Source organism: candidate division WWE3 bacterium (assembly GCA_026396615.1).
Classification (GTDB): Bacteria; Patescibacteriota; WWE3; order JAPLWK01; family JAPLWK01; genus JAPLWK01.
In genome coordinates this window covers 2,378-15,079 of sequence record JAPLWK010000005.1, presented here as the reverse complement: position 1 = coordinate 15,079, position 12,702 = coordinate 2,378, and the positions used below count along the sequence as shown (strand labels likewise).

General features: G+C 42.8%; 14 protein-coding genes. 3 read left to right on the top strand and 11 right to left on the bottom strand.

What is annotated here, in order from left to right; translation table 11 throughout:
- The first annotated feature begins 96 nt into the window (after nucleotides 1-96).
- Nucleotides 97-549, top strand: a complete 453-nt coding sequence (locus NT141_01250; GenBank protein ID MCX6783686.1) for a hypothetical protein — start codon at nucleotides 97-99, stop codon at nucleotides 547-549.
- 34 nt (nucleotides 550-583) lie between these two features.
- Here the strand turns inward: NT141_01250 and NT141_01245 are convergent, their stop codons facing one another.
- The 11 genes from NT141_01245 to NT141_01195 all read right to left on the bottom strand — a co-directional run bounded on the left by NT141_01245 (nucleotide 584) and on the right by NT141_01195 (nucleotide 10,359).
- Nucleotides 584-1,105, bottom strand: coding sequence for a hypothetical protein (locus NT141_01245; protein MCX6783685.1), 522 nt, complete (start codon nucleotides 1,103-1,105; stop codon nucleotides 584-586).
- A gap of 3 nt (nucleotides 1,106-1,108) precedes the next feature.
- Nucleotides 1,109-3,199, bottom strand: coding sequence for an alpha/beta fold hydrolase (locus NT141_01240; protein ID MCX6783684.1), 2,091 nt, complete (start codon nucleotides 3,197-3,199; stop codon nucleotides 1,109-1,111).
- Nucleotides 3,196-3,807 (bottom strand): hypothetical protein, encoded by a 612-nt coding sequence (locus NT141_01235; GenBank protein ID MCX6783683.1) that lies wholly within the window; start codon nucleotides 3,805-3,807, stop codon nucleotides 3,196-3,198. The genes NT141_01240 and NT141_01235 overlap by 4 nt, the downstream gene beginning before the upstream one ends.
- An 11-nt stretch (nucleotides 3,808-3,818) precedes the next feature.
- Entirely contained in the window at nucleotides 3,819-4,475 is a 657-nt protein-coding gene (locus NT141_01230; protein ID MCX6783682.1) for a hypothetical protein, read from the bottom strand.
- Nucleotides 4,476-4,507: 32 nt separating this feature from the next.
- Nucleotides 4,508-5,029, bottom strand: a complete 522-nt coding sequence (locus tag NT141_01225; GenBank protein MCX6783681.1) for a hypothetical protein — start codon at nucleotides 5,027-5,029, stop codon at nucleotides 4,508-4,510.
- 3 nt (nucleotides 5,030-5,032) lie between these two features.
- Entirely contained in the window at nucleotides 5,033-5,542 is a 510-nt protein-coding gene (locus NT141_01220) for a hypothetical protein (GenBank protein ID MCX6783680.1), read from the bottom strand.
- Nucleotides 5,543-5,645: 103 nt separating this feature from the next.
- Nucleotides 5,646-7,388, bottom strand: a complete 1,743-nt coding sequence (locus NT141_01215) for a hypothetical protein (GenBank protein ID MCX6783679.1) — start codon at nucleotides 7,386-7,388, stop codon at nucleotides 5,646-5,648.
- A gap of 280 nt (nucleotides 7,389-7,668) precedes the next feature.
- Nucleotides 7,669-8,433, bottom strand: coding sequence for a glycosyltransferase (locus NT141_01210; GenBank protein ID MCX6783678.1), 765 nt, complete (start codon nucleotides 8,431-8,433; stop codon nucleotides 7,669-7,671).
- Between the two features lie 3 nt (nucleotides 8,434-8,436).
- The gene (locus NT141_01205; GenBank protein MCX6783677.1) at nucleotides 8,437-9,171 is read right to left on the bottom strand and encodes a glycosyltransferase; all 735 of its coding nucleotides are present in this window, start codon (nucleotides 9,169-9,171) and stop codon (nucleotides 8,437-8,439) included.
- A 6-nt stretch (nucleotides 9,172-9,177) separates the two neighbouring features.
- Nucleotides 9,178-9,438 (bottom strand): hypothetical protein, encoded by a 261-nt coding sequence (locus tag NT141_01200; GenBank protein MCX6783676.1) that lies wholly within the window; start codon nucleotides 9,436-9,438, stop codon nucleotides 9,178-9,180.
- Between the two features lie 3 nt (nucleotides 9,439-9,441).
- Nucleotides 9,442-10,359, bottom strand: a complete 918-nt coding sequence (locus tag NT141_01195) for a CAP domain-containing protein (protein ID MCX6783675.1) — start codon at nucleotides 10,357-10,359, stop codon at nucleotides 9,442-9,444.
- 70 nt (nucleotides 10,360-10,429) lie between these two features.
- Here NT141_01195 and NT141_01190 point away from each other — a divergent pair, with 70 nt between their 5' ends.
- Together NT141_01190 and NT141_01185 are read left to right on the top strand one after the other, a co-directional pair.
- Nucleotides 10,430-11,935 (top strand): glycosyltransferase family 2 protein, encoded by a 1,506-nt coding sequence (locus NT141_01190; protein ID MCX6783674.1) that lies wholly within the window; start codon nucleotides 10,430-10,432, stop codon nucleotides 11,933-11,935.
- Nucleotides 11,932-12,702 (top strand): hypothetical protein (locus NT141_01185; GenBank protein ID MCX6783673.1); only part of this gene is annotated, 771 nt, incomplete at its 3' end. The genes NT141_01190 and NT141_01185, both read left to right, overlap by 4 nt.

Sequence of the window (12,702 nt, the reverse complement as noted above, 5' to 3'; positions counted from 1 at the left end):
CCAGACCTACCAAACTCTTACCCTTTTTACTTTTTACGGCTATAACGACGAGTCGCGAGTAGTTGTAAAAGCGATTTTGAAAGGCGGTGAAATTTAATGGCTAAAAATAAAAACGAAATGGATGATTTAGAATTTAATATCGATTTTTCTAAATACTTGAATCCGGAAGTTAAGAATTACATTGCCAAGAATAAAATTAAAGTGGCAGCAATTGGAATTATTGCCCTCGTTATTTTAGGTTTTGGCGGGGCTAAAGTTTTTAGCAAACTAACCACTTCTAAAAACGCTCCGACAATAACTGCGGAAGCGACCAGCACCGAAAACGTTAACAGCGTCCAAGAAGCCACTCCGTCGACACAACCAATAAAGACGGTCGCTCAAATCACTAAGCTCCCGAACACATCATCTTATGATGATTATGTGCTAAAAGCCGGTGATGACGCGGAAATAGTAGTCACTAAAGTTTGTGGAGAAAGCGGTGGATTTATAAAGTTAGAAAGTCCTAAAAAGTTTAACGTTGGAGATAAAATAAAAGTCCGTTGCGATTAATTTTGATGTTAAAGAATGGGACTGCCCGTCCCATTTATGTTAGCGGCTCCGTGGCGTAGATGACCCACTTCCCATTTTCCAAATGCAGCACTAAGTTAAACTTGTCAGCCTTGCCGCTTTGGGTTTTAGCCACCACTTGCTGTGTGTACCAATCTTTCTGAAGCATTTGGATCGTTGGCAGATTTTCAACGGAAACTATTTTCTCACCGGATTCGCTCCAAGATTTCTCAAAGTCAGCTGCCGTAAATGTATCTTTAAATTCTGAAGACATTAAATCATAAATCGCCGCCGCATCGGAAGCTGTCATTTTGGTTACGAATTGATCAATAGTTTTTTGAGGAGTTGGAGCGAGATCGGCAGAAGAAGTGGCTGCGACGACGGTATCGCTGGTTAAAGTTTTTGCCACAAAGTCTCCAGTGGAAATGCTAATTCCAGAAATTTCCGCCATCTTTGAAACCAACGCCGTTACCTGCTGGCTATGAGTAACAACTGAAAAAGCGACGACTAAAGTTAAAAAAGTAGCGATAAAGATTAGAACAAATTTTATATGTTTCATATATTAAACAAGCCTTTCATCATCTTCGGGTATTCCGTATAACTCATCAACGATCTCCTTCTGAATGCTTTCGGACTTCATCATGTATGAATGAAAAAATTCGAAATTAGCAATCCTCGGAATGGTCACACTTATTCCCGGCATCGGGCCAATTTGAGTAAAGCTTAAAGGAATAGCCAGATTCGAGCTAAAAACCCAGGTGTTTGTTGGAGTAATCGGAGTAATCGTGGTGGCGCTCTTTTTAGAAATTACCATATCACCTACGTCAATCGGGGTCGCCGTAATTATCATATACATAAGTCGTTGCTGAAAGCTAAAACTAAAATCGGAAGCAATACTGTCGTAAACCGGATTACTAGTCATTGCTCGATTTTTTAATTGGGCGGAATAGGTGGAATCTGTAAATAGATAATTAATTCCCTCTGAATCTAAATTTATACGATAGTTACTCTGCTTTAAAAAATCGTCCAGGGTTTTTTGAACTAAATCGGCTTGATGCAAATTCGAAGCTAGTAGCATTATGCCTCTTTCTATATCAGCAAAAAAACTGCCTTCGTTTGGTGATCCAATCGCAATACATTTACGAACGTTTTCAAAATTAGGATGGGTCGCCAAATACTCACGGAGGACGAGGCCGCCCATTGAATAGCCCACGATATCCACCATCCCATCCCCACCTTTTGCCTTTAACTGTGAGGACAGAGTGGCAATAGCGTTATCCATTCCTAAAGTAATCTCTTCGACGCGACCCTCGCTATTATAACCACCGGTCTTTTTATCAACCCCGGTATAAGAATAGGGCGCAATCCAAGAATCAGGATAATCCGGCTGATCGCTGCGATATTTTGCAAGTAACCGCTTCTTAAGACCATCTTTGTTGCCGCCATCTTCCCAATCCGCCGGATTACCGCCAAGACCGTGAATTAAAATTACCGGATGATGTGGCGCCGGCGGACCAAACGCCGTCAACTTGCCATCCTTAGTAACAATGTAAGTAAAAACTCCAGAGGTGGCGGGGCCGGAAAAGTTATTACTATTAATATTTCCAAGCGGAATGGTTTGAACCACACTGCCAGTATCTTTATTGTAAAAATAAAGGTTATCAGAAACTGCAACAATCAAATTTTTGTCGGTAATGGCCGGAAGAGTTTTGACGCCAAGTAGCAGGTTGCTTCGCCACAACTCCTTGTTCTGAGTTTTTGAAATAGCGACTAAAGCTGCCGGAGTGGCACTTGACGACAACGTATTAACAAATATCTGATCACCACTAAAAAGTCCTAAAGAGTTAATTGTTGTTTTTAAATTGATTGGCGCCAACTTGGCTGTCGATAACCGACCGCCACTAATCACTTTTATAAAAGCTAAATAATTATCGGCGGCCACGGCAACACTACTGTCGTCACCGGATACGGCCAAGGCTTTGGTGGGTTGGTCGAGAGCGACATTTTCCGAATTCACCGATAACTCACTTTTACTAATTGAAAACAAAGCGTTATTGCTATCGACGCCGTATAAGCGGGCCGCGGAACTGGCCAAATTAGGAACAACCAAATCGCCTCGGAGCAACGCAAAAGTATGGAGCGAACTTGCCAAAACCACATCTATCTTACTCTTCCCATCGGCTAGGTTCATTATATCAACGTATGTTTTGCCGTCTCCGTTTCGTTGGTAAGTAACGTAAACCTTGTTATTGAATACTTTTGGGGCGGTGGTTATATAAATAAAATTGATTGGATCCAAAACACTTTCCCAAAGCTTAGCGCCAGTATCTTTGTTGAGCGCGGTGATCTTGCCATTCATATCGCCATTGGCGAAGATTAGTTTATCACCGGCTATTTGAAGTTGAGGGTAAATAGCACCGGCGGTGGCTTCCCAGCGTTTATTACCATAGTAGTCAATTGAGATAATTTGAGTTCGAGAGGCGGCGTAAGCATTGCCCAGGCTATCAGCAACCGGCGAAGAACGTTGCAAGTCATTACTAAGAACACCGCTTAATTGGAATTCCCAGCGTTTTATTAAATCAGAAGACGCAAAAACAGGCCTTGTTGATAGGACCGAAAACGCTAATATAAATAGGGCAATTAATTTTTTCACGGCATTTTCGGGGTCTCTTTCTTACTCTCTACTCTAATCGTAAACTTAAAATATTTTTTGGCAACTATATAGAGGATAACCAGATCCGTAAGCAAAAACAATAATATAAGTAACCTTCGATTCAACGTATACCAAGTATAAACTCTTTGAGTGGCCGCCCCGAGGACCCCGGGACTGCGCCCAACAGTAAAACGCAATTTAGTGGCCGCCGTAGGGCCCATCCCCACCGGCCCCGACGGAATTAATTGATTATCCAAGTAGCCATTGTAAACTCCCTCGGCCGCTAATAACGGCAAGTTTACGTACACTTTAACCAATTTTTGTTCGTTTGGTGCCAACTTAATATTATTTTCCGTAAACGAAATCCACTTGGGATCAAAACCCTCAGCTAATAATTTATAAGTGCCAGCAGTGTCCCCAGTATTTAAAATAGGCCAGGCCGGAAGCAAATAAACCCCTCCCGGCAGCAGCTTTTGGGTCACAATTATTTCGCCCGCTCCTACTCCCGCTCCGACCGAGGCTGACGATACAGAAACATTACCCATCACTAAGGAAAAAAAGACAACAATTATTAAGAGGCTAAATCTTGGTAACTTTACAGACCGCATGGATTATATTTTTAAGGTGATTGGAAACTTTCGGCAATACTGGTGAGGGTATTCTTGTAGAGAGGCCACAAGGAATCAAAGGAAGTCGCGAGGATCTGGTGCAAATATTTTCCGTCGCGGATGATATAAGAGTAAGCGTGAAAACTATTTTTACCGCCGCTTAAATTATTTTTATCCTCGGAATATAAAATATCGAAATAATAGGCCTCTTTACTATTAACATTAATCTCCCTTTCGGTCAGTATTTTGACGCCGGGATACGACAGCTGCAATTTTTGCCGCCACAAGTTAGCGATATCGGACATCGAAGCATTCTCTTTGTCAGCTAGAAGCCACGGTCGCGCCAAGATCCCGGCCGGACTTTCACCGGAAGTTTTAGCCCCCGTTTCCTTGGAATAAATGCTAACGACGTTGTCTTTATAATCAGTGCCCCACGACCCAGGGTATCGCAAACTGTAACTGGGAGTCGCCACCTTAAGCACTTGGTCCAGCGTCAGCGCCGAACGCAGTGGGTAATCTTTTAAACCATATTTTATTAATAAACCATCAAAAGTGCCGTTAAAATACAAAACGGCTGCAGTCACAACTACAGCCACTAAAACCAAAACCCCACCGCCAATTATTTTCTGATTTTTAGATAATCCGCCAACAGAACCAGCCAGCTCCATATAGAAATATTATAACACTCTATTAAATCTCACTAAACCGCCTTCGTCGCTCTAAAATAAATAGCAGTATCAAAAATACCGGAGTAGCTACCTGCTGATGGTGCTTCCAACTTCATCGCATATAATGAGACATTTCCAGATGGACTAACATTGTTGGCGATTGACATATAACTATCCGCCGAAAAATAATGCGGCGTTGCACCAACACCATCGTTGAAAAAAGCTTCTCTATAAACATTTATTCCACCAGAATTGCTGTTAAGGACCCAAACCTTACTGTGGTCGTTCCTTTCGACAGCATTACTACCGATTATCTGAAAGTTCTCGGCCACATTACCAGTATTACTCATGGATAACGGATTTGGTAAGTCGTTTGCCATACCAAAACGGATCAAACCATAGTCTAAAGAGCTTACGCTAGTGGAAACAGATATAAGCTCTGTATGTACAGTCGCCGTAACGGTAGCTGTATCGTCAGCAAAAACCGCTGTTCTAAAAAGCAAACCGATTCCTAAAAATAACAGGGCAATAATAAAAGGTTTTAAATTAACCATAATTTATGTATGCTTAGTTGCTCTAAAATAAACATTTGTGTCAAACGTACCAGAATAACTCCCTGCTAAAGGAGCAACTAATTTCATGTGGATATCTGAAGTGCTACCTCCAGAATTTATATTACTTGAAACCGGAGTAAATGTAGATTTGTTAATTTGAGTGTACGTAGATCCGCTCAGAGAAAAATCATGAACAAATGAGTTTACTCCTACGCTACCAGTAACTAAATTCCAAATCTTACTCGGGTTTGTTCTTTCTGTCGCATCACTCCCCTTAACGTCAAAATCCTCTGCAACATTCCCACTATTTGTGATCGTTACAGAATCGATTAAATCGCTATCATAACCATACTGAATAAGACCGTAATCTAGTTTTGAAACATTAGTTGTTATTGATACAACTTCTGTGTGAACTGTGGCGGCAACAGTTGCAGTGTCATCGGCAAAAACTGTTGCTCTTGACAGTAATCCTATTCCTAAGAATAGAACAAAAACAATAAATATTTTTAACATCCTGATTTCACCTCCTTAAATTTTAAGTGTTTTTACCAAAGAGCCCCGCGGCCGCGGGGCCCTAACAACGTAGAATCTGATAAACCAACAATCTATTACTATACTATGGAGCTTTGGTTACAAGTTTCCAAATTCCAGTTCCTCCCGCAGCGGTACATACATAAATGTCTCCGTTTGTGTAGTCTATACCCAAGTCGCCTGCTCTAGCACAGATATCAGTTGTGAATGTACCTGCCTTAGTAGTAATCGTCGTTCCGCCAATCTTAGAGGCAGAAGCGAGCGTTGCCACACCAGTAGTCGCGATAGACCAATTGGCTCCAGTAAAGGACGTTGTGTCCTTTAAACTACCAATCGCAATCGTTTGCGCCGTAGTGTCGTCTGTACCAATGTCAATTGTGTTCCCAGCCGTTCCACCAATGGTCACCGTACCGGTTGAAGAACCGGTGTTGATGTTTGTTCCAAAGTTGGATGAAGCGTTCAGATTTGTTGTAGCACCAGTAACAGTTAGACCTAACTCACCAGTAAGTAACCCAGCAGCCTGTAAAGCAGCTGAAGCTCTGGTAATAGGAGCCGTAACAAGTACTGTACCGTTAACAGCGTTATCAATCGTTTCGGCGTTTTGTAACTTGATGTCTGAGCCCATTGCCCCAACAAACTCAAGACCACGGGTCATATTACCACCCAACCCATTCTCGATTGTAACGCCAGCGGATGTGGTAAGAGTTGGCGAGTTATTTTCCACCAACATAAGTTGATCATATGAAGCGCTAGTCGCCGTCCCGTCAATCCAGACTGCTGTTGCAGCACCAGGCTGTTCAATTTTTAGAGCAGTAGCTGGAGTTCCGGTGGTACCGTTTACAACAGTAGATGCGGAGGCCAGGGTTGGCGAAAAGGTCGTCGCCCCAGTAAAGGTGTTAACACTAGTACCTGACTGTGTGTACACGCCGGAATTAGTGATTCCCTTCGCCGCGAACGTTGTACTGTTAGCCATAGTGGTGTTTCCATTTAGAGACACCGCACCAATTCCAGTCCCAAAGGTTCCAGATCCGTTCTGCAAGAAGTTTCCATTACTAGCTCCCATCGTAATACCGGTAATACCGGTAAGAGCACCAGCCGTAGCTTTCCAAGTAGTGGAATTAACCGTCACTACTGAAGAAGCGTTACCAATGTTAATGGTTGCTCCTGTAAAGTCGATCGTTCCTGCTGAAGAAACAGCCGCCAACGTAGACGCGCCATCCACCTGTAAAGTCCCAGTGACGTGCTGATTACCAGTCATCGTTTGAGTTCCATTCACAGTTAGAGGACCGTCAACCGTTAACCCCTTGCTACCCTCAACCTTTAAACCATCATTAGCAGTGAGTTTGGCACCCTCGCGAACGAAGTCGATTGTAGGAGTAGGATACTTGGCATCGTTTACGAAAGCCAAATAGTTATGATCCACTCGAACAGTATCGCCAACCAACTTGATAGTCTTATCGGTTTCCAGGTTTACGGAGTTATCTTCGGAGGTTAATTTGCTACCGCTTCGAGTAAAGTCGATGGTAGGATCACCATATTTAGCTAAACTCTTATCGTCAGTCGCAAACTTAAGGATGTTATGAGACACCTCAACCCCCTTGCCAGTTCCCGCTTCCAGCTTAATTTTATCGTCAGCCGTTACGGAAAAAACGCCATCTTGGCGAATCTCGGCCGCCCCATTCTTAAAAGTAATTATCGCATCTTCATTTACCGTTCCTTGTAAATCAAGCGAAGTGCCCTGCAACATCATTACCGCCCCAAAAGATGGTGAAATAGTAATTAATGAAGCCAGCACTCCACCTAAAATTCCAAATTTAATTTTAGTCATTAATTTTTTCACCTCCTTTAAAATCGACAAATAATAAAGACCCCAAATTTGGGGCCAAACATAAATGGCTAAGTAGGTTTGACGGTGTAACGAACTCCCTGTAGGCAGTTAAGGAGTGAAACATAGGTGTATATTTAAAGCTACGGCATATTTATTAGAGTGTCAATACTTTCTCCATGTCATTCCAGATGCTGCAATAACGTAGGGGCGAGGCATGCCTCGCCCTCGATTCAATCCGGCCGAGGGCGGGATGAATCCCACCCCTACGTTAATTATATTTTTAAATCTTATAAAGTCGTTTCAAATAGAGGATTCTGATTTTAACGATATCCCTAAACATCCGCCAGGAATTACCAACAAAATTAAAACGTCGAGTTGGTGAAAAAGTCCAAATGACTGGCAATTCTTTGACTTTTAAACGCAGTTTTCGAGCCAGAAATAAGACTTCGACTTCAAAAGCTCCAAAGAAAGGTTTATCAACTTTAGGACTATCGCGGCCATAGACTAACAAGCGCGGAAAAATAGCGGCCACGGCTTTTTTAGAAAATAATTTATAACCGCATTGAGTGTCACTAATTCCCGGCAAAATTAAAATCTGAATTAATAAATTAAAAATTCGGCCCACAAAATGCCGATAATAAGGCTCCCCCACTCGAGTCGCCCCTTTACCCTCTCTGGAAGCCGAGATAACATCGCACTTCTCTTCAACCGCCCAGTGCATAAAACGCTTTAGTTCGGAAATAGGGACAGCTAAGTCGACATCGGTGACGAGGATATATTCGCCGCTGGCGGCCGCCACCCCGCTACAAACCGCGGCGCTTTTACCACGATGTGCAAGATTTAATAATTGGTATGCTGGCTTGTCCGCAATAAATTCAGTGACCCTGGATGCCGTGGCGTCGCTACTCCCATCATTAGCAATGATAATCTCCCACGAATATTCTTGACTGTTTAAATACTCCTCTATCTTTCCCAAACTTTTAGTAATCGCTTCCGCCTCATTGTAGGCCGGGAGAACAACGGAAATTAAAGGGGAAATAGTCATAAGTTAGTGACCGGTCAAACGCTGGAAGAATACGCCAAGAGCATATTTAAAAAGCCGAGGGGCGTAGGAACCAATTTCAATTTTGGAAACACCGGCGACGCGATCTTTAAAAATAACAGGTATTTCAACTATTTTTGCGCCTTGTTGACTAGCTTCGTACACAAAAGCCGGTAAAAAAGTATTGTCCACAAAGTCGATTTTGGTGTGGTCAAGTTTGGACCAGAGAACAACAGTGAAGGCCCGAAAGGCAGTCGTGTATTCATGAACCTGCCAAGTACCAAACAAAATACGAACAACCACGTTTCCCAAACCACTCAGTAACTTCCGATGCCAACCCCAATCCGTTGGAATGGCCCCACCGGCAACGTAACGTGACCCAATTGCTAGATCTGATCCCTTAACAACGGCTTCCACCAAGCGATGAATATCGAAAGGCGCATGGGAAAAGTCAGCGTCCATGGTTACAATCAAGTCTGCCGAGAGATCAGTGATGGCATACGCAGTCGCTCTTTTATAAGCATTGCCAAGACCGGATTTAGGACCGGAAGATAAAGCAAGACTAGGATACTTAGCCTGCAGCGACTTAACTATATCACCAGTACCATCCGGTGACTCGTCATCGGCAATCAGCAAGCAACTCTCCATTGGAATCTTCGTTAACTCTTCCATGACCGCTGTTACAAAAGATTCTATATTATCTTTCTCGTTGTAGGTTGTAGCGATGACAACTAATTTCATAAATTACTAAAAATGAATATTTAAAGCCAAAGCAAACATGAGAATTACTAAAGCTCCCACGAAAACATATTCTAAAATGACGGGGATGGCCAGGCGCTTTTCCCAGGCGTGATGCCAAATTCCCCAGAATACGTATATTATCACAACACCGCAAACAACCAAAAATTGCCAAGTAGGAAAATAGCGCCAGTGCCAAAATAGCAGACCGCCAACCAGGAAGACACAAAGTAAAAAGAGATGATTTAGAAGCCGCATTTTAGTGGTCATAACTTAAGTAATTGCTCCCGCCGAGGTAAACCAAATTCCTATTATAGCGAGGATCAGCAAACCGAGATGCGCCAAGGTACTGCCGGAAATCCGCAGGAGACCGCGGCGCCAGACATAAATACCGTCAATCGCAAACAATAGGGTCAGAAAAGCACCGAGGACAATGGCAATTGACTTCGAGGCGTTTTGGACCGCAAAGGCTGGCAAAATTTGCGGGTTATTAGAGGTCACTGAAACAAGAGGAACTGCTGACGGAACCGGTCGACTACTATTAAGACTACTATTAATAGGAGTAACATCGACTTTAGTAGCAGCTGCTTCCGGCAAAGCTTGTGATAGGTAATTAGCGGTGCGGAGCTTGCCAAACATTTGCACGACGAGCGTGGTATCTTCGCCATCCAGCTTCCCATCAACCACCGCAAAGCCAATATCGGTGTAATGAGAATTAAGCATGTTTTCTCGATGACTAGGTGAATTCATCCAGGCCGTCACGACCGCCTGGCTATCATTAAAATCCCGGGCCAAGTTTTCGCCGGCGTACTGATAATCGTAACCGGAATTAGAAATGAAATACCAGGGAGTGGTGCCATCCGGTGCCACGTGGGCCCAAAAGTTATGGGCAAACATGTAGGCCCCTTTCGCCGCCGCCGCTTTACTCAAGGCGTCATTTATGACCAAAGTAGATAGGTTATTTTTGAGTCTTTCACCATTAGTATCGGTTAGAAGATCGGTAATGTTAATACTGGTTGCAAAGCCCAGGACGTTTGGAATAATGCGACCAATCAGCGAGACACTAAAAACCAAGCCCACTAAAAAGAGGGCGTAAGAAGCTAAGGCTGGCAAACCTAATAGATTTGCCCGCCGATGATGACCGTATTTAGATGGGTGCGGTTTTGGCAAAAAATGCGACCCTAAACTCACAGCTTCTATCTTGATCGAAAGTTTATTATTTTACAACATGGTAGAATAGGACACGCAGATTTAAGCTGTTATGGAAAGGTTTATTAACAATCATTATCCCGCTTTTAAGCGTTTTTTCCAGATTTTGCCGGGGGTTTTGGCCTGGGCGGCTATTCTATCGCCTTTTATACTATCTTTAAGAATTCCCGCCGCCGTCGCCTACGCCATTTTATTTATGGATATGTACTGGATGTATCGCAGCCTTCGCATTTCGGCCGGAGTATTAATTGGCTACCACCGCATGAAAGAGGCCGAAAGTATCGATTGGCACCAAAGACTTAAGACCGAATTTCCAGATGAATTAAATAGTATTTATAACTTGTTCGTAATTCCCACTTACAAAGAGGGTTTGGAAATCATGGAATCCACTTTTAAAGCTTTAATGGAACTGGATTACCCCAAAGACAAAATAATAGTAATTTTGGGCTTTGAGGCCCGCGATGATCAAGTCCGAATTGCCGATATTAAAGAAAAATTACTGGCTAAATATGGCGTTATTTTCGGAAAATTAATTTTTACCGACCACGTCGTCGCCGCTGGTGAGCAAGCGGGGCCGGGTAGCAACCGCACCTATGCAATTAAAGAATTTCTTAAATACAACCAAATTCCGGTCGAAAAGATACTTTTGACGACTCTGGATAGCGATTTTTGCGTGCACCCTCGCTTTTTAGCGGCCGCGGTTTATCGCTATTTAACGATTCCGGCAGCCGAACGTGACAAAAGAAGCTATACCGGAGTATTTTTATACAATAATAATTATTGGCAAACGATTGCTCCGATGCGCCTTAACGCTGTAACCACGGCTTTTTGGCAATTGTCAGAAATGGTCACTTCCAATAAATATATGAATTTCGCCAGTATGACGATTAATTTAAAGCCGGTGATCGAAATGGGTTTCTGGCCACTTGACGTGGTTAATGATGACTCAGCCTTCTTTTGGCGAGCCTATTACTTTTTTAATGGTGACTATAAAGTGCTGCCGCACTATGTTTCTATTTCGGCCGATGCCGTGCAGGATAAAACCGTGTGGACGACGTATAAAAACCAATATAAGCAGTATCAACGCTGGGCCTACGGGGTGGAGCATCTACCGGTTGTAGCCAAAAATATGTTAATCAAAAAAGAGATGCCGATTTTAGATCGCTTGGATCGCTTTTATTTTATAATTCAATCTAATGTAACCTGGGCGGCCATGGGCTTTATAGTCACTTTCGGCGGCATTTTGCTACCACTTTTAAACCCCTACTTTAAACAAACGGTAATGGGTTACAACTTTCCTAAACTTTCAAGCCTTATTTTAACGATTGCGCTAGTTGGCTTAAGCGTTAATATTTGGGCGGAAGCAAAATTGGCACCACCAAAGCCGGCCAACTGGGGACTACTGCGTAAAATAGGCGTTTTATTTCAATGGATTCTTACTCCAATTTTAATTATTACTTACGGCACTGTGCCGGCCCTCGATGCTCAAACCAGACTCGCTATCGGTAAGTATTTAAATTATAAAGTGACGAATAAAGAGAGGCAATTTAAGAAATGAAAAAACTAAATCTGCCAGAGATTATCGCCGGATTAATAGTCATTGCCATGGTCGTTTTAACTATTGCCAGTCTTCCGAGTTTGCCGAGTTTAGTGCCGTTTTTTTACACTTTGCCTTGGGGAGAACTGCAATTAGCCAATAAATATTTACTTTTTACGCTGCCGGCTTTAGGTTTAATTTTACTAGTCTTTAATTTATTTTTTAGAACTTGGGCCTCGGAAACAAAATTTCTATCATTAGGTATTTGTGTTTTATTACTGGCCTCGGAGGTTAAAATTATTAGCAGCGTTACCTCTTTTTGGCCCACCGCTTTTATCGATTTTAAGAACATTTTTTTACCACTGGCCATCGCCGGTATTTGCTCCTGGTTGCTGAGTTATCCGGTAATTGCACTTGCTAAAAGGTTTGGTTTTGTAGACGATCCTAAAACTCATCAACACCCCGCCATGTTGCTTAAAAAACCAACACCCAGAGCAGGAGGTTTAGCTTTTAGTGGGGCCTTTTTACTGGCTATGCTGGTGATAGTTCCGATTGATCAAATTCCCTGGGGCATTGTTTTTGGATTATTACTGTACACCGGCCTCGGGCTTATTGACGACAAAAAAGACATTAACCCTTACGTCCGTTTTGGAATTTTAGCTTTAGGGGCAGCAGTCGTCGCTGTTTCTGGAATTGGTTTAAAATTTTTCGCCACTCCTTTTGGAATCGTTCATTTAGATTCCTTGCGATTAAATTTGCCCCAATTTTTAGGTGGCTCCACTTTTATC

Coding starts and splice junctions, on each gene's coding strand:
- NT141_01205 (MCX6783677.1), bottom strand. CDS start 9,171: ATGAAATTAGTTGTCATCGCTACAACCTACAACGAGAAAGATAATATA.
- NT141_01235 (MCX6783683.1), bottom strand. CDS start 3,807: ATGCGGTCTGTAAAGTTACCAAGATTTAGCCTCTTAATAATTGTTGTC.
- NT141_01250 (MCX6783686.1), top strand. CDS start 97: ATGGCTAAAAATAAAAACGAAATGGATGATTTAGAATTTAATATCGAT.
- NT141_01215 (MCX6783679.1), bottom strand. CDS start 7,388: ATGACTAAAATTAAATTTGGAATTTTAGGTGGAGTGCTGGCTTCATTA.
- NT141_01245 (MCX6783685.1), bottom strand. CDS start 1,105: ATGAAACATATAAAATTTGTTCTAATCTTTATCGCTACTTTTTTAACT.
- NT141_01220 (MCX6783680.1), bottom strand. CDS start 5,542: ATGTTAAAAATATTTATTGTTTTTGTTCTATTCTTAGGAATAGGATTA.
- NT141_01230 (MCX6783682.1), bottom strand. CDS start 4,475: ATGGAGCTGGCTGGTTCTGTTGGCGGATTATCTAAAAATCAGAAAATA.
- NT141_01225 (MCX6783681.1), bottom strand. CDS start 5,029: ATGGTTAATTTAAAACCTTTTATTATTGCCCTGTTATTTTTAGGAATC.
- NT141_01200 (MCX6783676.1), bottom strand. CDS start 9,438: ATGACCACTAAAATGCGGCTTCTAAATCATCTCTTTTTACTTTGTGTC.
- NT141_01210 (MCX6783678.1), bottom strand. CDS start 8,433: ATGACTATTTCCCCTTTAATTTCCGTTGTTCTCCCGGCCTACAATGAG.
- NT141_01190 (MCX6783674.1), top strand. CDS start 10,430: ATGGAAAGGTTTATTAACAATCATTATCCCGCTTTTAAGCGTTTTTTC.